Raw genomic sequence first — 19,764 nt, 5'->3', positions numbered from 1 at the left:
CCGATTATTCAAAGCGGCGACGCGCGTTGGCTTCGCGTGCGGCACGGGCAACTTCGACTGAAACCACGCGACGACCAACCGGCCAGAGTGCAATCGCGGCGATTTTAAAGTTCGCGATACCAACCGGAATACCAATAATCGTAATGCACTGGGCAATACCGGAAACAATATGCATCAGGCACAGCCACCAGCCGAAGAAAATCAGCCAGAAAATGTTGAGCAGCGTACCGCCGGTATTCAGAAGCACGTTTTTACCCGCCGGGTTGAGTTCATCAACGTGAATCGCCTCATTACCGTAGGGGAATAGCGACAAGCGTGTGATTTCCCAGCAGGAGCGGGTCAAGGGGAGTGTGAAGATAAGTACGATACTGACTAACGTCGCCAGTAGCCAGGCTAAGGTGGTGGCGAATCCCCCAAGCACAAAATTTAAAATATTCAGAACAGTACGCATAAACCCTCGGTTAACTCTGGTTTTCTGTGAGTTTGGCAATTGTAACGTTTTTTTGGGCTGGAGCACGTTTTCTCTGGCGGTTACACTGATAAGCAAACCTCTTCGTGTGGATCCGCGTAAGTCTTATGGAACTGAAAGCAACTTCTCTGGGAAAACGTCTGGCGCAACACCCTTACGATCGGGCCGTTATTCTCAATGCCGGCATTAAAGTCTCCGGCGACCGTCATGAGTATCTTATTCCATTCAATCAGTTACTGGCTATCCATTGTAAAAGGGGCCTGGTATGGGGTGAGCTGGAATTTGTGCTTTCTGATGATAAAGTTGTACGCCTTCACGGCACTGAATGGGCGGAAACCCAGCGTTTCCACCATCATCTGAGCATCCTCTGGCAGCAGTGGAGCCAGGAGATGAGTGACGTTGCAGCAGGGGTGCTGCAGGAACAGCTGGATACGATTGCCGCGCGTACAGGGGAAAACAGATGGCTGACGCGGAGCCAAACATCCGGATTGCAGCAACAGATCCGCCGTGCTTTTGACGCGTTGCCCCTGCCGGTCAATCGTCTGGAAGAATTTGATCATTGTCGTGAGGCGTTGCATCAATGTCAGGCGTGGCTGCAGGATATTGAAGCGTGTCGTTTGCAGCACAATCAGGCGTACACCGATGCGATGCTGGCGGAGCATACCGAGTTTTTCCAGAAGATTGAGTCCTCACCGCTGAATCCAGCTCAGGCTCGTGCGGTGGTGAATGGCGAGCAGTCGCTATTGGTGCTTGCGGGGGCAGGAAGTGGCAAAACATCCGTTCTGGTTGCGCGTGCGGGCTGGTTGCTGGCGCGGGGAGAAGCGGCTGCTGAACAAATCTTGCTGCTGGCGTTTGGTCGCAAAGCCGCTCAGGAAATGGATGAGCGCATTCGCGAACGACTGAATACGCAAGACGTCACCGCGCGGACGTTTCATTCACTGGCGTTGCATATTATTCAACAGGGTAGCAAAAAAGTCCCGACAGTCAGCAAACTCGAAAATGATACTGCCGCCAGAAATAAGCTATTTATCGCCACATGGCGTCAGCAGTGCAGCGAGAAAAAAGCCCAGGCTAAAGGCTGGCGACAGTGGCTGGAAGAAGAGATGCAGTGGTCCGTGCCAGAAGGCAATTTTTGGGACGATGAAAAATTACAACGTCGCCTGGCCTCACGTCTGGATCGCTGGGTTAGCCTGATGCGTATGCATGGTGGAGCACAGGCGGAGATGATCGCCAATGCGCCGGAGGCGATCCGCGATCTGTTCAGCAAACGTATAAAGCTGATGGCGCCGTTGCTCAAGGCCTGGAAGAGTGCTCTGAAAGAAGAGAATGCCGTTGATTTTTCTGGATTGATCCATCAGGCGATTGTCATTCTGGAGAAAGGACGCTTTATCAGCCCGTGGAAGCATATCCTGGTTGATGAATTTCAGGATATCTCCCCACAGCGCGCCGCCCTGTTAGCCGCATTGCGCAAGCAAAATTCACAGACCACGCTGTTCGCCGTGGGAGATGACTGGCAGGCCATTTACCGTTTCAGTGGCGCACAACTTTCGTTAACTACCGCCTTCCGGCAACACTTTGGTGAGGGCGATCGCTGCGATCTGGATACGACATACCGTTTTAATAGCCGTATTGGCGAAATAGCCAATCGGTTTATCCAGCAAAACCCGCATCAGCTTAAGAAACCGCTCAATAGCCTGACAGCAGGCGACAGGAAAGCCGTCACTCTGCTCGATGAAAGTCAGCTGGATGTGTTGTTGGATAAGCTATCCGGCTTTGCGAAAGCAGAAGAGCGCATACTGGTGCTGGCGCGATATCACCACCTCAAACCTGTCAGTCTTGAGAAGGCAGCGACCCGCTGGCCCAAACTACAGCTGGATTTTATGACTATTCATGCCAGTAAAGGACAGCAGGCGGATTATGTCATTGTCGTTGGGCTTCATGATGGCAGCGATGGTTTTCCGGCCCCGGCTCGTGAGTCGATCATGGAAGAAGCATTACTGCCAATGGTCGAGGATTTTCCGGATGCAGAAGAGAGAAGGTTGCTCTACGTGGCACTTACGCGTGCCCGGCATCGGGTGTGGTTGCTGTTTAATAAAGACGCGCCATCCTGTTTTGTTGATGAACTAAAACAACTGGATGTCCCGGTAGCGAGAAAACCCTGAAGAACAGGCGGCGACGGCGGCCGCCTGTCTGGCGATTATTTGAGGCGCTCAGCCAGATAACGGGCGTAATCCGGGATCAGGATGTCCGCTGCATCGTTGAAATTTGGCGACTGGATAATAAAATCGGCGGTAGAGACGTTGGTGGCAACCGGAATATTCCAAACTGTGGCCAGGCGCAGAAGGGCTTTGACATCCGGATCATGAGGCACGGCGTTGAGTGGATCCCAGAAGAAGATCAGCACATCAATTTTCCCTTCAGAGATCAGTGCGCCGACCTGCTGATCGCCGCCCATTGGACCGCTAAGCATGGCGTTGACATCCATGCCGGTCGCGCGTTGAATGAGATTTCCTGTCGTGCCTGTCGCATAGAGGACATGCTTTTCTAACAACGGCTGGTGGCGTTCCACCCAGTTCATCAGCATCTGTTTACAGTGATCATGTGCAACCAGCGCAATATGCTTACGCGCCGGTAAAGTGCGAGTCGTCAGTTCCATAGTACAGCTCCCAAGTTAACCTTATTACAGAGTACTGGAAGCGCTTGAGGCTGCAAGAGAAAGACAAAAAAAATGCGTAGGTGGACATGAACGTCATGAGGGTGGTTGTTTCTCTGCCCATTGCAGAAAATTACTTCGCGTTTGCGCGTCAGCCTGCTGGAACCAATATTTTAAGCGCTGCTCGGTGAGTGTTTGCGACTGCGGCGGCACGCGATCCAGTTCAGAAACTCCAGATAGCAGAGAGCTGTCATCGGCCATCATAGTGGCAAATTGTGGGAGTGAAGCATGCTTAGACGATTTGTTATAGCGTTCAGTCTCGAGTTCATAATCCACGATTTTTGCCGATGAGGTAATCGACAAAATATCCAGTTTGACCGGAATAGGCATGGAATCGCCATCTAATAGTTCCACACGGGGAGCTTCATCGAAATGCGTTGCGTCACGTTCGTTGTTCAGACGGGGAAGATGAAAATTGACCTGACTAACCAACTGAGTATCAAAACTGATGACCAGCGGAGGAGAAATATACAGACGTTCTTCATGACTGGAGAGACGAATCGTTTTCTCAACGCGAAAGACAAGCTGATGCCGACCATTCTCCAGCTCAATACTGTCGGCACCGCGCAGTAATGAGCTGGAGACTTTTTTTCCGTCCAGCACCAGCAGGTCAATATCATTAGACAGACGTAAAGAGGTCGCACAAACGGTTACCGGCAAACACAGGGCAATTAAGGCTGTCACAATGCCGGCTTTCATATGTTTCTCCCGTCCAGAAAATATCTGTATAAGATCTATCTAAATTTTTCGATAATCATGTTTACTAACATATAGACATATTTTTGAGTTTAGCTCTCATGCGCCAGTATGGGATGAATGGTTGCATGCTCAGGTTTGTCGTACACTTTGCTAAACAGCCTGGAGGAAAACGATGAAAGAGACCGATATTGCTGGCATTTTGACAACTACCCGCACGATTGCACTGGTAGGAGCAAGCGATAAACCCGATCGCCCAAGCTATCGGGTGATGAAATATTTACTCGATCAGGGCTATCACGTTATTCCCGTTTCACCGAAGGTTGCCGGGAAAACGCTGCTGGGACAACAGGGCTATGCGACGCTGGCAGACGTACCAGAGAAAGTGGATATGGTGGATGTCTTTAGAAACTCAGAAGCAGCATGGGGAGTCGCACAGGAGGCTATTGCTATTGGCGCGAAGACCTTGTGGATGCAGCTTGGCGTGATTAATGAGCAGGCTGCTGTGCTGGCGCGCGATGCGGGCCTGGCGGTAGTGATGGATCGTTGCCCGGCGATTGAAATCCCCAGACTGGGACTGGCGAAGTAAGGTTGTACTGTTGCCGGATGGCGCATTGTATATCCGGCCTACAACGGTGTTTGTCGTAGGCCGGAGAAATGTTGTCAGTTGCGCAGGCGTGGAGCCTGGAGTTGTTTACGGATTGTCCGTGCCAGTTCATCCATCGACGGTTGCTCTGGATGTTCTTCCTGTAGCTCGCTACTCAACTGTGCTTCAGCCAGATACGTATGTACTGGCAGGCCATTATCGTCTTCCATCACTACGTGATACCAGGGAGCGGCGCGAAGTTCGTCGTTAACCGCCAACTCATCAGGTGACGGGTCATCAAGCGAATATTCCGGGTCGATATCCACGACCACTCCGAGGTAACCTAACAGGGAATGGCGGACCTGCTGGCCGATACCGAATTTGCTGGCAATCATAGTCACCTCCCGGGAAATAGATACCCTCTATGTAAGGGTAATATTCCACTTTTCAAGTTACATGATGCGACAGGCAAACCCTTTCAGATACAGCCCTTCCGGGTAGGTAGCGATCACCGGATGATCGGCGGCCTGACGGAACTGCTCTATAAATTGTACATCACGCCCGGCATCTATTGCGGCATCGGCGATGATTTTCTGAAATAAATCGGTGGTCATCAATCCGGAGCAGGAGAATGTCAGCAGTACGCCACCCGGATTCAGCAACTGAATTGCCAGCATATTGATGTCTTTATAGCCGCGGCAGGCGCCCATCAACTGGCTTTTGTTTTCGACAAATTTCGGCGGGTCCATTACGATAACATCAAATTTCTCACCACGATCGCGATAGGCGCGCAGCAACTTGAACACATCATCACGCACGAACTCAGCTTTGCTCAGATCCAGCTTGTTCAGCTCTACGTTCTGGCGGGCGATGTCGAGAGCTTCCTGGGAAGTATCAACGCTGACCACCTGACGGCAGCCACCCATTAATGCTGAAACCGCAAAGCCGCCGGTATAAGAGAAACAGTTCAGGACACGTTTGTTTTCCACGTAACGACGCGTGGCCAGGCGGCTGTCACGCTGATCGAGGTAATAGCCGGTTTTGTGACCATGCTGAATATCAACCAGCAGCTTCATTCCGTGCTCTTCAATTGGCAGCAGTGCTGGCGGAAGCTCGCCCGTTACTGGCCCTTGAGTCAGCTCCATACCTTCTTTTTTACGCACGGCCACATCGCTACGGTCATAAATGGCGCAGTCCGGGAAAACAATTTGCAGAGCGCTAATCAGGGCGGCGCGTTGATATTCAGCACCGGCGCTGAGCAACTGCAACACCAGAAAGTTGCCAAAGCGGTCAATGGTGACACCCGGCAGACCATCGGATTCTCCGGCGATCAGACGGTAGCTGTCCAGCCCGTCTTTTTTCGCCAGCCAGTCACGCCATGTCTGCGCCTGCTGCAGACGACGGGTGAAGAAATCAATATCGATGGACTCAGACTTGTCAAATGTCCAGACGCGTGCACGGATCTGCGACGCGGGTGAGTACGCGCCGCGTGCTAACCATTTACCCTGATGGTCAACAATATCGATGGTTTCACCGAGGTTGGCTTTACCTTCCATACGTGCGACAGCACCGGAAAATACCCACGGATGGCGGCGCAGTAATGATTTTTCGCGCCCTTTGGCTAACACTAAACGTACACTCATAATTTACTATTCTGTCAATTCAAAGAAATGGGCGCCATTGTCCTGAGTTTTACGCATATTTGCAACGCGCGCTGTGATGATAAGGAGAACCGCAATGTCGAAAGTCTGCATAATCGCCTGGGTCTATGGCCGGGTTCAGGGGGTAGGATTTCGCTACACCACCCAGCATGAAGCACAACGGCTGGGATTGACCGGATACGCGAAGAATATGGATGACGGCAGCGTAGAGGTTGTCGCCTGCGGTGACAGCGAGCAGGTAGAACAACTGATGAAGTGGTTAAAAGCCGGGGGCCCGCGTAGCGCCAGGGTAGACAGAGTTCTCAGCGAACCGCATCGGCCTGACGAAGCGTTAACGGGCTTTAGTATCCGCTACTAAATACATTTGACCGGTTTTGGCAGACCGGCAATTTTGGTGGCCTGCTTGGCCGGACCTTTTGGAAACAGGCGGTAGAGATAACGGCTGTTGCCTTTCTCTTCGCCAAACTTGTTGGCCATCGCTTTGACCAGCATACGAATAGCGGGGGAGGTATTAAACTCCAGATAAAACTCGCGGACAAAACGCACCACTTCCCAGTGTTCTGCTGACAGCGTAATTCCTTCGTTTTCAGCAATGGCAACTGCCAGCGGCTCGCTCCATTCGGTTGTGTCTTTTAAATAGCCTTCGCTATCAGTACTGATTTCTTTACCTTCAAAGATCAACATAATTCTTCACTGCGTTAGTCAAACTGGCGGCAGTTTACCAAAAAAGAAAGCCCCGCATAAGCGGGGCTGGATAATGCGTGTTGGTATCTTAATCGCGGCTGGCGAAGCCCAGAATGCTCAGCAGGCTGACGAAGATGTTGTACAGCGATACATACAGGCTGACGGTTGCACGGATGTAGTTGGTTTCACCACCACGGATGATGTTGCTGGTTTCAAACAGGATGGCACCTGAAGAGATCAGGATAAACACCGCGCTAATCGCCAGGTGCAGCGCTGGCAGTTGCAGGAAAATATTCGCAACCATACCAATCAGCACGACTACGATACCTGCCATCAGCATACCGCCGAGGAAGGACATGTCTTTACGCGTGGTCAGAACATACGCAGAACAGCTGAAGAAGACCAGCGCCGTACCACCCAGCGCCATACCGATCACGTCACCCATACCTGCCGACAGGTAAGTGTTCAGAATCGGTCCCAGGATGTAACCCAGGAAACCGGTGAAGGCGAAAGCAGACAGAATACCTACTGGTTTATCTGCCGTTTTGTAGGTCAGGAACATCAGACCATACATACCAACCAGCGTCAGAATCAGACCCGGAGACGGCAGCATCAGTACTGTACTGGCAGTTGCGGTGATAGCTGAAAACGCCAGCGTCAGGCTGAGCAGGAAATAGGTATTACGCAGCACCTTATGCGTGCTGAGTAGCGATGTACGATCGCGCGAAGAACTGATAATACGATCCATGAGTCACTCTCTTATGACAGATGTAATTAATGATGGAGGATAATGAAATCAACGGTAACGACCCAGCGGTTTTACCCATCTTTACGCATTTTAACCCGCCAGGCTTAAGCATATTATTTCAGCAAAAGCTTCTGGATTAGATGTTACCACTGTTTATGCAAAAATGTCAGATTGGTATCTGCCAGGTAACTGAAAAATATTGCGTTATTCCCTACATGCCTTTAAGAGTGACAGTGGTGTCAACATAAAACAGAACAATAAGGTAAAGGGAATGACTCAACATAAATCGAAGGTATTTACATTTACGCTGTTGGCTGTCTGTTTGATGTCTATCAACGGCATGGCGAGCGCTGCGACAGTTCCCGCGGGCACAGAACTGGCAGCTCAACAAGAACTGGTCAGAAATAACGGCAGTGAGCCAGCCTCACTGGATCCGCATAAAGTTGAAAGCAACGTTGAGTTTAATTTAATCAGCGATATGTTCGATGGACTGGTGGCCGTAAACCTGGATGGCACTATTGCGCCCCGTCTTGCTGCCTCCTGGGAGAATAAAGATAACACTGTCTGGATCTTTCATTTACGTCCAGGCATAACCTGGTCAGATGGATCGGCTATTACTGCACAGGATGTCGTCTGGAGCTGGCAGCGCCTGGTTTCACCGCAAACTACCTCACCCTATGCCTCTTATCTGGGCAATATGCATGTCGCAAATGCGGTTGATATTGCTCAGGGGAAAAAAGATCCCGCTACGCTTGGGGTCAAGGCACTGAATGACACCACGCTGGAAATTACCCTGACGCAGCCGACAGCGGCATTTTTAGCGATGCTGGCGCACCCATCACTGGTCCCGCTGGATAAAGTGCTGATTGGCCGCTTTGGCGATAAGTGGACTCGTCCGGAGCACTTTGTCAGCAATGGTGCGTATAAGTTGTCGCAGTGGGTCGTCAACGAGCGGATTGTTGCCGTGCGCAACCCGCATTACTGGGACGATCAGCACACGGTCATTAATAAAGTGACGTATTTGCCCATCAGTTCAGAGGCTGCAGACGTTAACCGTTACAAAGCCGGGGAAATCGATATTGTTTTTAGTGTTCCGGTCAATCAGTTTGCTCAATTGAAAAAGACGATGGGTGATGAACTCCATGTCTCACCTCAGCTTTCAACCTATTATTATCAGTTTAATACCACGCGTGCGCCGTTTAACGACCCGCGCGTGCGTCGGGCGCTAAATATGGCGTTAGATAAAGACATCATTGCGCAAAAGGTGATGGGGCAGGGACAACGTGCGGCGTGGGTTATCAGCCAGCCTGAAATTGGCGGGGTAAAATTACATGCGCCAGACTACGCATCATGGCCACTCGACAAACGCATTGCCGAGGCAAAAAAACTGCTGGCGGAAGCGGGCTACGGTCCTGAGCATCCGCTTACATTAAATCTGCTCTACAACACTTTCGAAACGCATCAGCGAATCGCGATTGCCGCCTCGTCAATGTGGAAGAAAAATCTTGGTGTTGAGGCAAAGCTGCAAAACCAGGAATGGAAAACGATGCTGGATACCATGCACACCGGCAATTTTGACGTCGTACGCTATGCATGGATAGCGGATTACGACGATGCGTCGAGCTTCCTCAATATTTTCCGCACAGGCGATAGTGAAAATACCACCCGATACAGTAATCCAGCCTACGATGAAGCGATGCGTAATGCGGCAAAAGCCCGTTCTTTGCCAGAGCGCGGGAAATATTACCAGCAGGCGGAAGATGTGTTAGGCGAGGATGTACCGGCGATTCCGGTTTACCACTATGTCCGCACACACCTGGTGAAGCCGTGGGTAGGCGGATTTGCGCCGGATAATCGGGGGAATTACTTCACCAAAGATATGTACATCAAAAAACATTAAACAGCAGTAGCCCGGATTTGTGCTGAATAAACGGTCAATTTGTTGTTATTTAAGTCGATTAACGACATTTTGACTGTTTTTCAGGCAAACGAACACATTGGTGCTTTACAGGTCCGTTCGGGATGTTTATAGTGCGCCTCATTGGAAGCGTGGCCGAGCGGTTGAAGGCACCGGTCTTGAAAACCGGCGACCCGAAAGGGTTCTAGAGTTCGAATCTCTACGCTTCCGCCAAACATGAAAAGGGGTTACCGAAAGGTAACCCCTTTTTGCTTTTGATGCATTAGAATAGACTTGCAATATTCGCCAATCCCCTCATGTAACATTCGAACACTTGCTTACCCCGAGTCCAGGTTTTTTCCTTTTAGTGCCATACGCTGCAATTTAACTGCACATCTAAAGTCTTTCCATATTGGCGTGGCTGAAGGCATGGTCATGATGTATTCATGACCTGTAAGAGCCTTAACTGAATCCAGGTCAGTCCAGGAGTGTTTCTCTGGGGGAGGCAAGTTCAGATCATCAGCAAATCGACGCGCTGTGCAGAAGGACATTGTCGGTACTGGTGAGATGGTTACCCATAAACGTTATTTCTGGCTAAAAAGCTGACGCGGATGGAGTCATTCATCCGCAGTTTTTCTGACTATCTGCCGGGCGGGTATTGAGCTCAACAATCCGTAACCGAGAAATCGAATCTGATGAGTTTGGTTCTTTATAAAAAATACGCCCTACTTACCTGTAGGTGCGGCTCATCGCCGCACCCTTAACATATTCACGGATGGCAAATAAATCGGGACAGGCGTTGGCGCAAAAGGCGGTTTTCCTGCCGCAGTTGCGCGTTTTCCTCGAGCAACGTCAGTGCGACGGCAATTCCTGGCCAGTCAAGCGCCAGTTCATGGCGCAGACGCAGTGCGCGTTGCACCACGGTCAGCGCATGGTCATCAAAGGTCTCATCTTCACGGGGTTCGATTACCCCTAAACCGACAATTTCATTCAGTTCCTCTGCAGAAACACCGGTATGCAGACAAAACTCGGTAATGGTAAAGGTAACGGTCACGTTAGCCATTATGCTTTCCCCCACTCTTTACGCGGATCAAAGGACTTCTGCGCATCCGCCAGCTGTTGCCACAAGGCGGCGCTGTTGTCGTCAGGTTTCGGCGGCATCACGATTTTGATGACCGCGTACAGGTCGCCAGTATGTTTTTTACCGACCAGACCTTTGCCTTTGATACGTAATCGCTGTCCGGCCTGGCTTCCTGCGGGGATGGTCAGCAAAATACTCTCTTTGAGTGTTGGTACAGTTACTTTTGCGCCCAATGCAGCTTCCCATGGCGCAAGCGGAACGACAACTTCCAGATCCTGATTAACAATATCAAACAGCGGATGCGGCGCGATATGAATCACCAGCCACAAATCACCGTTCGGGCCACCGTTTTCACCAGGGGTTCCCTGACCTTTCAGGCGAATGCGCTGCCCATTGCCGACACCGGCCGGGATCTTAACGTTGAGGGTTTTGGGGATTTCTCGCTCGATCATGCCAAACGCATTGTATACCGGCAGGTTGTAACTGATGGTGCGGCTATGCTCAGCAAGGGTTTCTTCAAGGAAAACGGCGACCTCGATTTCAATATCATGTCCGCGACTGGCGTGGCGCTGCCGTGACTGATGTGCGTGCTGGCCAAAAATTGAAGAGAAGATATCGTCGAAATCTTCAGCGCTGTAGCTTTGACCTTCTCCTTGCTGGAACTGACGATTAAACTGCGGGTCGTTGCGATGCTGCCACAGTTGGTCGTATTCGGCGCGTCGCTGTTCATCGCTCAGTACTTCCCAGGCTTCGGCAACTTCTTTAAAACGGGCTTCAGCGTCGGGCTCTTTGCTGACATCGGGATGGTATTTTCGCGCGAGACGACGGTAGGCGGTCTTGATTGTCTTGAGATCGTCTGTCGGCTTCACGCCCATAATGGCGTAATAATCCTTTAATTCCATAGCGTTCTCTCGTGTAAATCAACACATGAAGAAGGCAATCCCTCTCAAAAGGTATCACCGTTAAGTTTAGGGTAATCCTGATAGGCGCGAATGCCAACCATGAAAAAGGGGGGCACAGGTCATAAAAGGGGCACCGGCTAATGTGGTGAGCCTGCTTGTTTATTTACATGTCACACTCACATTTTCCCTTTTCCCCAGACAGTTCGTTGTTGAGCGAAGCATGGCATTTAACCCGGTAATAGAGTAGCTGAAATTAACAAGGGAGAGATACTGAATGATCGCCGTTATTTTTGAAGCAGATGTGCATCCTCAGGCTGGAGAGCGATATCTTCAACTGGCCTCAGAGCTGAAGCCGTTGTTGGCAGAGATCTCAGGATTTATTTCTATCGAACGATTTCAGAGCATTAATACGCCCGGGAAAATGCTGTCACTTTCATGGTGGGAGGATGAGGATGCAGTGCTCAGATGGAAATGCAACATCAGGCATCAGGCCGCACAACAGGAGGGTAAGCAGTTGATTTTTTCATACTACAGAATACGTGTTGCCTCTGTTTTGAAGGATTACGCCTCTGAATAAGGTTCTGCCAGCGTATATGACAGTTGACAGTCAATAATGTCTGCCTGTAGCAACAGGAGCCAGAACAGGCTCTGGCTCCTGTTAATGGTGCGTCAGGAATATTAACGGCTTATCAAGGTCTGGAAAAAAGAAAACGAACGGTATCAGCGTAGTTCTGGACAAAAGCGTTAACGTTATCTGATTTTAATCCTTTCGGGTTAATCATATATTTACCCTTGATAAAGATAGCCGGTACACCTTTCAGGTCTACCGCTTTAGCCAACTCCTGTTGCTTCGCCGTTAATGATTTTACGGCAAAGCTATTCCATGCAGCATCATAGTCACTTGCACTGACGCCAGCGCGGATAAATACATTGCGAATATCATCTGCTGTTTTAACAGTTTGTTTTTTCTGCACGGCATCAAACAGTAAAGGTTTTACTTTATCTTCCACGTTTAACAGCATAGCGACAGACCATGCGTGCGTCATCTCCGGCCCCAACGGACCTAAGAAATCAACGTGATACTCAGTAAGTTTGACATCAGTAGGTAATGCTTTTTTCACATTATCAGTGACTTCCAGAACTTCATCGTATTGGTAGCATGAAGGGCAATAAAATGAAAAGAACTTAAGCGCAGCGGGCGCTGTCGCAACTGGCTTTTCAAGTGAAATATATTCCTTGCCATCGGTAAATATTGCTGCCTGAACGCTCATAGTAAAAATCAGGCCCAGAAGAGGAAGTAAGATTTTTTTCATTTCCATATACTCTAAATAACATTTAACAAACAATTTTTTTGATGATGAACATAACGTTCATTGCGGTAAGTTATAATACATTATTTATCCGAAAATGTGCTGGCCCTTACTTTCATTTACGTGGGAATATCCACTGGCGGATTTCTCATCCATTTTTATCATCAGTGGTGAAATATCTTTTGGGACGCTTTTGGAATGACTGATAATAAACCCTGTGATATTTCCAGTCTTGTTTTATTAGCACTATTATTTTGCAACAATGAAATTAATTAACAAGATTAATTATCATTTCTGGGCAGCGCGCTGGGGAGGAATGAGAATTGACCGGCCTCTGCCGACATAACTTTACAGGGTAAAGGTTGCCAAAACCTCGCCAGTGACTAAGATAACTCGCGTCAATCAGTGAGGGTATAATGGCGAAACGTCAACGGATGGGATGGTGGTTCCTCTGCCTGGCATGTGTTGTGGTGATGGTATGCACCGCGCAGCGCATGGCGGGTCTGCACGCGTTGCAGATGAACACCGCGACCGCTGCAGTTGTCGCGAGCGCCCAGGCTGATACCGATGAGGCTTCACCCGTTACGCCTTGTGAGCTGAGTGCAAAATCATTGCTGGCTGCACCGCCAGTATTGTTTGAAGGCGCGATTCTGGTGCTATGTTTGCTCCTGTCGCTGTTGACGCCCGTGCGGGCATTTCGCCTCCCTTTTTTCCCTCCGCGCGCTATCTCGCCGCCCACACTTAGGGTTCATCTCCGATTTTGTGTCTTCCGTGAATGACTGCGCAGCCGTTGCTGACTGTTAGAAAATTATTCACGGAGAAAAAATATGAAGACTGTTTCCAGGCAGGCGCTGCTCTGCCTGTTATTGCTATGGCTGCCCGTATCCTGGGCGGCTGATATCGGTTGGCTGCGTTCACCCGATAACAATCACGCCAGTGTGCGGTTACGTGCCGATACAGCTGCAGACGGTGAAACCCGACTGCTGCTCGATGTTAAACTGGAGGATGGCTGGAAAACCTACTGGCGATCGCCGGGTGAGGGCGGTGTAGCACCGTCCATCGTCTGGAAAGATAAAATGCCTGCTGTTGATTGGTACTGGCCGACTCCCGCGCGTTTTGATGTCGCCAATATCACCACCCAGGGATATCACGATAATGTCACCTTTCCGATGGTAGTACGTGGCACAACGCCAGCCACCCTTAACGGTGTATTGACCCTATCAACCTGCAGCAATGTCTGCCTGTTAACGGATTTTCCCTTTTCTGTGACGCCGGGCGTCCAGGATCCGTCTTTTGCTCATGACTATGCGCAAGCGATGGGGCAGATACCGCTGGCCAGCGGGCTAACCGATGCGCTTAGTGCCGGGGCGCGAGCCGGAGAGCTGGTGGTTGAGGCGCGTCGTACGGGGGGCTGGTCTGCGCCAGGCCTGTACCTGGACACCGTTGATGATGCGGATTTTGGTATGCCGCAAATCCGTGTAGAGGGCGAAACACTATGGGCAACGGTTCCGGTTCATGACAGCTGGGGGGAAGGGGCGCCGAATCTTCGTGGTAAGCAACTTACACTGGTTCTGGCTGATAACGGCGTTGCACAGGAAAGTCGTCTTGCCATTGGCGATGCGCCAGTGGTGCCGAATGCAGCGATCCCACTGTGGCAGGTGGTGCTGATGGCGCTGTCAGGCGGGTTGATCCTTAACTTAATGCCCTGCGTGCTTCCAGTGCTGGGCATGAAGCTGGGCTCGATTTTACTGGTTGAGGAGAAAAGCCGTCTTCAGGTTCGCCGCCAGTTTCTGGCATCGGTGGCTGGCATCCTGGTCTCTTTTATGGCCCTCGCGTTGCTGATGACGGTGCTGCGTCTGACCAATCAGGCGCTTGGTTGGGGGATCCAGTTCCAGAGTCCGTGGTTTATCGGCTTTATGGTGCTGGTGATGCTGACGTTCAGCGCCAGCCTGTTTGGGCTGTTTGAATTTCGCCTTCCTTCAGCAATGACCACCATACTGGCAACACGCGGCGGTAACGGCTTGTCAGGGTATTTCTGGCAGGGCGCGTTTGCGACGTTGCTTGCCACACCGTGCAGTGCTCCGTTCCTGGGGACGGCAGTGGCGGTGGCGTTGACCGCCTCGCTGCCGACGCTATGGGGGCTGTTCCTCGCGCTCGGGCTGGGGATGAGCTTGCCATGGTTGCTGGTGGCACTGCGTCCGGGTCTGGCGCTGCGTCTGCCGCGTCCGGGGCGTTGGATGAATATCTTGCGGCGTCTTCTCGGCGTAATGATGCTTGGCTCGGCTATCTGGCTGGCAACCTTGCTGCTCCCGCATTTGGGGGTCGCAAGCCAAAGCGCAGCCAAAGAGAGTGTGAACTGGCAACCGCTGAGCGATCAGGCCATCGAAGATGCACTGGCCCAGCATAAGCGCGTATTTGTAGATGTGACGGCTGACTGGTGTATTACCTGTAAAGTTAATAAATTCAATGTGCTACAAAAAGAAGATGTTCAGACTGCACTGCAACAATCCGATGTGGTGGCTCTGCGGGGGGACTGGACGCTGCCCTCTGAAGCGATCACCGAATTCCTGAAAAAACGCGGCCAGGTTGCTGTGCCGTTCAACCAAATTTATGGCCCCGGCATGCCGCAAGGCCAGGCATTGCCAACGTTGTTAACCCGCGATGCGGTGCTGAATACACTGGCCGATGCCAAAGGAGTGAACCCATGAAAATGATGATTGCCCTGCTGCTAACCCTGTTTTCTGCCGTCAGCGTGGCGAAAGAACCTGCGCCATTTACGCCTGAACAGGAGAAGCAAATTGAAGCGCTGATTCAGGAAGCGCTGTTTAACGATCCCAATAGCCCTCGTATTGGTGCCAGGCAGGCTAAACTAACGTTGATCAATTTCACCGATTACAACTGCCCGTATTGCAAGCAGTTGGATCCGATGCTGGAAAAAATTGTACAGAAATATCCTGATGTGGCGGTGGTGATTAAACCGCTGCCGTTTAAAGGGGAAAGTTCGGTTCTGTCGGCGCGAACCGCACTGACGACCTGGCGTGAGCATCCGCAGCAGTTTCTGGCGTTACATGAGAAACTGATGCAGAAGAAGGGTTACCACACGGCAGTGAGTATTAAACAGGCACAGGAGAAAGCCGCTGCCAGCCCTGTGACGCTGGATGCACAAAGTGAAGAGACGCTGAGCACTAACCTGCAACTGGCGCGACTGGTGGGTGTGCAGGGAACCCCCGCAACGATTATTGGCGATGAGCTGATCCCGGGTGCAGTACCGTGGGAAACACTGGAAGAGGTGGTCAAAGAAAAACTGGCGGCCGCAAATGGTCAGTAAACTGCGCCGCTGGCTGCGCGAAGGACTGATCTTACTGGTGTTATTCGCCGGGGCGATGTTGTTGATGGATGTCTGGCGAGCACCTAAGCTTCCCGCTGCGTTTGACAGTACGCCTTTGCAGACGCTGGATGGTGAAAACGTTACGCTGGCCGCGCTCAGCAAAGAGGATCCAGTGCTGATCTATTTCTGGGCGAGCTGGTGTGGCGTGTGTCGGTTCACGACACCGGAAATCGCCAGACTGCACTCAGAAGGCGAGAACGTGATAACCATTGCGCTGCGTTCTGGTAATGAGGTGGAGGTGATGCGCTGGCTGGCGCGTAAAGGCGTAGACTTTCCCGTCATCAACGATGCCGACGGGACCATCTCCCGCAGCTGGGATATCAGCGTCACGCCAACGCTGGTGGTGATGTCGCACGGTCGCGTGGTGTCGACAACCAGCGGCTGGACCAGTTACTGGGGCATGAAGCTTCGGTTGTGGTGGGCGAAAATGTTCTGATATTTGTGCCGGGGAAACCCGGCATTTTTTTACGATAAAAAGGTAAGAAAAACATGTTGTTCTGATATTGGATCCTGAAATCATATACTAATAGCTATATATTTTTGATTTTTTCTGTAGTTGCAAATCCACAAAGGTAATGGCATATCTGATGGTGTTTTAAATATCTTATTTCTCGCAGGGATTATAGAATAATGCGCAAGGGTAAAGTTATTGTTATATCAATGATGTTTTTTTGTATCCTTATTTTTATTGCTGCTATTGTCTGGTTTATGATGTATCAGGGGGAACTCACTGAACCTACCAGTGAAGAGAAACATGCCGCCATTCTGCATGCTTCAGGCTTGTTGAAATCAGATGCGCAGGATAAAAAAACAATTAAAAATTTGTATCAACGTTATATTTTAGCGCGTAAGGTTAATCTGGATTCTGGTGAGTGGGTAGCTGATGACGTCCAGACGCAGGGATGTAAAAAACTCGCTCCGGAACATGATCCCGCGAAGATCCATCAGCGTTGTACGATTGCAGATGTATATCTGGTAAAAGATAAAAACAATAAAATTCAACAAATTATACTCCCTGTTTTTGGTAAGGGCGCGAAGTCAATGATGTATGCCTTTCTGGCTCTTGACCCAGACGGACGTACGGTTAAAAACCTGTATTACTATCAGCAGCGGGAAACTCCTTTTTTGGGAGCCAGAGTGGAAGATGAGAGTTGGCGCAAGCAATGGGCGGGTAAAAAAGTGGTTGATAATAACTGGATGCCAGCATTAAGAATAACTCAGGAGAAACCAGAGAATATCGATGAATATACAGTAGATGGTATTTCTGGTGCGACCCTGACATCGAGTGGGGTTGAGAGAAGCATCAACTACTGGACAGGCGAACAGGGTTACGGCCGTTTTTTGCAACGGATTACTCGTAGTCCTGATATAATAGTTCCCTGAACACTTTTGTTTTAAATAACGTTTATTTTCATACTCACTGTCGGCCTCATTTGCGTCAGTGAGTATGGGGAAACTCTATTCCATATCACCGATAAATTCTCCTGTATTGACGGCATCATTAATAAATCCCGAATGTCTCAATTTCGTATTCATCACATTTTCATGAGATAAATTTACATAACTTGTTACCTATTGACATTTTTATGATCCAGGTCATGTACAACGCAAGCTAAAATCAGTAATGATAATAATTATCATTTGTATTTTACGGGATGCGTACCGTGCGTAAGTTCTGTGTTTTCCTGCTGACCACTTTGTGTAGCTTGCTTGTAAGCCTTCATGTATGGGCTGCAACAAACTATGCTCCATTAATTGAGGATATTGAGCAACGTCTTGATAAAACAGCAGAACTTTACTCTCAACAACAAACTGATGAAGCACGGCGAACGGTGCAAATGGCTTACTTTGAGGTATTTGAAAACCTTGAAGGTCCTATCCGAATCAACATTTCCGCCAGCAAAAGTTATGAGATGGAAAGCGCTTTTGGTGAGATCCGTCGCATGATTGGCGAAAAAAAATCGTTCTCTGACGTGCAGTCTAAAATCGACTGGCTCAAAGCCTCGCTGCGCGAAGTTGAACCTGTGTTAGATGGCGGACATCGCCTGGTTGCCGAAGAGCAGCACAATGCGTTTTCCAGGACAGATATCGCCGTACACTGGCAAGAGAGTTTTCGCGTTATCGACGATTTGTTGGCCCAGGCAGTAAATAACTATCAGGCCGGGAATTTAAGCGTAGCCAGCCAGAACGTTCAACAAGCGCACTACCAGGGTTTTAAAAACTCAGAGATGGAAATGTCGGTCAGACAGAATCGATCGGCAAAAGACGCTGCTGCGATTAACCAGCAATTTTCTGCGTTGATTGCGCTCACCGCAGAATCGGATCGCCTTAATGATGTCTCTTATCAGGTCACTACGCTGTTACAGGATATTGAGGATCTTCTGCCTGGTCTGCCTACGACCCGTGACGAACAGCAGGTTACGGCGGTGCAAAATACGGGGAATAAGCCCACGGCACAGGATGATATAGCCCGCGCAGACTGGGCTGCCGTCTCGTTGGGTATCCACCAAAGTATTCAGAAAGCGATTGCCCGTTACCAGGAGGGCGATGCGAAAAATGCCATTCTGGATGTGCAAGACAGTTATTTTGACCGCTTTGAAGCTAGCGGTATGGAAAACAAAATCGGTTCTCGCGATTCGGCGTTTAAAACCTCTCTGGAGGCTTACTTCACGCGTCTGGTTAGTCTGATGAAAGCGGGTCAGCCAGTGGAAAGACTCAACGCCGAAGCCAGCGCACTGGAGCAGGATTTACAAAAAGCGGTGGTGATGTTGGGAGAAGGAGAAGAGACCCAGTGGAGCCTGCTGCTCTACAGCCTGATGATCATTGTCCGTGAAGGACTGGAGGCCCTGCTTATTGTGGCGGCCATCGTGGCTTATATGGTGAAAAACAATCACCAGGATAAACTTCCGTTAATTCGCCAGTCGGTGATTGTCGCATTAATCGCCAGCGTCATTACCGCTGTGATATTCCAACTCCTGTTCACGAATTCCGGCGCCAGCCGAGAACTGCTGGAAGGCGTCACGATGCTGATTGCCGTCGTCATGCTGTTCTTCATGAGCTACTGGTTACTGTCTAAAGTCGAGGCTCGCCACTGGAAAGCATGGCTGGAAGGAAAACTGTCCCACTCACTTTCCCGTGGTTCACTGGTTGGACTGTGGCTTACCAGCTTCCTGGCGGTTTACCGCGAAGGGGCGGAGACCGTGCTGTTTTACTACGCCCTGATCGGGGATGCGAATGATATTTCTGGGCATATGGCGATTGCGGCAGGTTTTGTTATCGGCTGTGTTGTTCTGCTGGTCGCCTGGCTCATTATGCGCTACTCGGTTGTACGCCTGCCTTTGAAGCCGTTCTTTATGTTTACCGGCAGTTTTATGTACCTGATGGCCTTTGTATTTGCGGGCAAAGGGGTTCTGGAACTGGTGGAAGGTAAGCTGTTCCAGCCAACGTTGATTAACGGCTTCCCTGAAATCAGCTGGTTGGGAATTTATCCCTACGTGGAAACGTTATTACCGCAGGCCCTATTGCTACTTGCGGCGCTGGTGGCGCTGTGGGTGATGCGGCGGAAAAGCACTGTTCCTGGGGAAACGATAAAAACTAATCTATAGCTGTTATTTGAGACGAGAGGATAT

General features: G+C 50.2%; 21 protein-coding genes and 1 tRNA gene. 12 read left to right on the top strand and 10 right to left on the bottom strand.

Annotation, left to right across the window (positions count from 1 at the left end; all coding sequences use genetic code 11):
• Positions 1-4 precede the first annotated feature (4 nt).
• Complete coding sequence (locus tag I6L54_RS17005) at positions 5-451, bottom strand: YccF domain-containing protein (protein WP_005123514.1); 447 nt, start codon at positions 449-451, stop codon at positions 5-7.
• Positions 452-576: 125 nt separating this feature from the next.
• On the opposite strand from I6L54_RS17005, the gene helD reads away from it, so the two are divergent.
• Positions 577-2,631, top strand: a complete 2,055-nt coding sequence (gene helD, locus I6L54_RS17000; RefSeq protein ID WP_040231830.1) for a DNA helicase IV — start codon at positions 577-579, stop codon at positions 2,629-2,631.
• A gap of 35 nt (positions 2,632-2,666) precedes the next feature.
• Here the strand turns inward: helD and mgsA are convergent, their stop codons facing one another.
• Positions 2,667-3,125, bottom strand: coding sequence for a methylglyoxal synthase (gene mgsA / locus I6L54_RS16995; protein ID WP_005123511.1), 459 nt, complete (start codon positions 3,123-3,125; stop codon positions 2,667-2,669).
• 93 nt (positions 3,126-3,218) lie between these two features.
• The gene (gene csgI / locus I6L54_RS16990; RefSeq protein WP_040231831.1) at positions 3,219-3,881 is read right to left on the bottom strand and encodes a curli synthesis inhibitor; all 663 of its coding nucleotides are present in this window, start codon (positions 3,879-3,881) and stop codon (positions 3,219-3,221) included.
• A 172-nt stretch (positions 3,882-4,053) separates the two neighbouring features.
• On the opposite strand from csgI, the gene I6L54_RS16985 reads away from it, so the two are divergent.
• Positions 4,054-4,467 carry a CoA-binding protein gene (locus tag I6L54_RS16985; RefSeq protein WP_040231832.1) on the top strand — a complete coding sequence of 138 codons (414 nt, stop codon included), beginning with the start codon at positions 4,054-4,056 and terminating at the stop codon, positions 4,465-4,467.
• 74 nt (positions 4,468-4,541) lie between these two features.
• Here the strand turns inward: I6L54_RS16985 and hspQ are convergent, their stop codons facing one another.
• Both hspQ and rlmI read right to left on the bottom strand, forming a co-directional pair.
• Positions 4,542-4,859 carry a heat shock protein HspQ gene (gene hspQ, locus I6L54_RS16980; RefSeq protein ID WP_005123508.1) on the bottom strand — a complete coding sequence of 106 codons (318 nt, stop codon included), beginning with the start codon at positions 4,857-4,859 and terminating at the stop codon, positions 4,542-4,544.
• A 57-nt stretch (positions 4,860-4,916) separates the two neighbouring features.
• Complete coding sequence (gene rlmI, locus I6L54_RS16975) at positions 4,917-6,107, bottom strand: 23S rRNA (cytosine(1962)-C(5))-methyltransferase RlmI (RefSeq protein WP_040231833.1); 1,191 nt, start codon at positions 6,105-6,107, stop codon at positions 4,917-4,919.
• 94 nt (positions 6,108-6,201) lie between these two features.
• Between rlmI and yccX the strand changes: the two genes are divergently transcribed.
• Positions 6,202-6,483, top strand: a complete 282-nt coding sequence (gene yccX / locus I6L54_RS16970) for an acylphosphatase (protein WP_040231835.1) — start codon at positions 6,202-6,204, stop codon at positions 6,481-6,483.
• Here yccX and tusE read toward each other — a convergent pair.
• Together tusE and yccA are read right to left on the bottom strand one after the other, a co-directional pair.
• Entirely contained in the window at positions 6,480-6,809 is a 330-nt protein-coding gene (tusE, locus tag I6L54_RS16965; protein WP_005123506.1) for a sulfurtransferase TusE, read from the bottom strand. The genes yccX and tusE overlap by 4 nt on opposite strands.
• An 88-nt stretch (positions 6,810-6,897) precedes the next feature.
• Positions 6,898-7,557, bottom strand: coding sequence for an FtsH protease modulator YccA (yccA, locus tag I6L54_RS16960; RefSeq protein WP_003035917.1), 660 nt, complete (start codon positions 7,555-7,557; stop codon positions 6,898-6,900).
• A 271-nt stretch (positions 7,558-7,828) separates the two neighbouring features.
• On the opposite strand from yccA, the gene I6L54_RS16955 reads away from it, so the two are divergent.
• Both I6L54_RS16955 and I6L54_RS16950 read left to right on the top strand, forming a co-directional pair.
• Positions 7,829-9,457, top strand: coding sequence for an ABC transporter substrate-binding protein (locus tag I6L54_RS16955; protein WP_040231836.1), 1,629 nt, complete (start codon positions 7,829-7,831; stop codon positions 9,455-9,457).
• A 143-nt stretch (positions 9,458-9,600) separates the two neighbouring features.
• Positions 9,601-9,688, top strand: a tRNA-Ser gene (locus tag I6L54_RS16950).
• Between the two features lie 535 nt (positions 9,689-10,223).
• Here the strand turns inward: I6L54_RS16950 and cbpM are convergent.
• Positions 10,224-10,517 (bottom strand): chaperone modulator CbpM, encoded by a 294-nt coding sequence (gene cbpM, locus I6L54_RS16945; protein ID WP_005123502.1) that lies wholly within the window; start codon positions 10,515-10,517, stop codon positions 10,224-10,226.
• On the bottom strand, positions 10,517-11,437 hold the full coding sequence (gene cbpA / locus I6L54_RS16940) for a curved DNA-binding protein (RefSeq protein ID WP_005123501.1): 921 nt from the start codon (positions 11,435-11,437) through the stop codon (positions 10,517-10,519). The genes cbpM and cbpA overlap by 1 nt, the downstream gene beginning before the upstream one ends.
• A gap of 274 nt (positions 11,438-11,711) precedes the next feature.
• Here cbpA and I6L54_RS16935 point away from each other — a divergent pair, with 274 nt between their 5' ends.
• Entirely contained in the window at positions 11,712-12,014 is a 303-nt protein-coding gene (locus I6L54_RS16935) for an antibiotic biosynthesis monooxygenase family protein (RefSeq protein ID WP_005123500.1), read from the top strand.
• A gap of 112 nt (positions 12,015-12,126) precedes the next feature.
• Here the strand turns inward: I6L54_RS16935 and dsbA are convergent, their stop codons facing one another.
• Positions 12,127-12,750, bottom strand: coding sequence for a thiol:disulfide interchange protein DsbA (dsbA, locus tag I6L54_RS16930; protein WP_005123499.1), 624 nt, complete (start codon positions 12,748-12,750; stop codon positions 12,127-12,129).
• A gap of 413 nt (positions 12,751-13,163) precedes the next feature.
• On the opposite strand from dsbA, the gene I6L54_RS16925 reads away from it, so the two are divergent.
• From I6L54_RS16925 to I6L54_RS16900, 6 genes are all read left to right on the top strand, one after another.
• Complete coding sequence (locus I6L54_RS16925; protein WP_005123498.1) at positions 13,164-13,526, top strand: hypothetical protein; 363 nt, start codon at positions 13,164-13,166, stop codon at positions 13,524-13,526.
• A 48-nt stretch (positions 13,527-13,574) separates the two neighbouring features.
• Positions 13,575-15,455 (top strand): cytochrome c biogenesis protein CcdA, encoded by a 1,881-nt coding sequence (locus I6L54_RS16920; protein ID WP_005123496.1) that lies wholly within the window; start codon positions 13,575-13,577, stop codon positions 15,453-15,455.
• The gene (locus I6L54_RS16915) at positions 15,452-16,075 is read left to right on the top strand and encodes a DsbA family protein (RefSeq protein WP_040231839.1); all 624 of its coding nucleotides are present in this window, start codon (positions 15,452-15,454) and stop codon (positions 16,073-16,075) included. Before I6L54_RS16920 ends, I6L54_RS16915 begins: the two co-directional genes overlap by 4 nt.
• Positions 16,065-16,571 (top strand): protein disulfide oxidoreductase, encoded by a 507-nt coding sequence (locus I6L54_RS16910; protein WP_040231840.1) that lies wholly within the window; start codon positions 16,065-16,067, stop codon positions 16,569-16,571. Before I6L54_RS16915 ends, I6L54_RS16910 begins: the two co-directional genes overlap by 11 nt.
• Positions 16,572-16,765: 194 nt before the next feature.
• Positions 16,766-17,518 (top strand): NADH:ubiquinone reductase (Na(+)-transporting) subunit C, encoded by a 753-nt coding sequence (gene nqrC, locus I6L54_RS16905; protein ID WP_040231841.1) that lies wholly within the window; start codon positions 16,766-16,768, stop codon positions 17,516-17,518.
• Positions 17,519-17,790: 272 nt separating this feature from the next.
• Entirely contained in the window at positions 17,791-19,740 is a 1,950-nt protein-coding gene (locus I6L54_RS16900; RefSeq protein ID WP_040231842.1) for an FTR1 family iron permease, read from the top strand.
• Positions 19,741-19,764: the final 24 nt, after the last annotated feature.

This window comes from Citrobacter pasteurii (assembly GCF_019047765.1).
In the GTDB taxonomy this organism is placed as follows: domain Bacteria; phylum Pseudomonadota; class Gammaproteobacteria; order Enterobacterales; family Enterobacteriaceae; genus Citrobacter; species Citrobacter pasteurii.
This window is presented reverse-complemented; position numbering and strand designations above follow the sequence as displayed.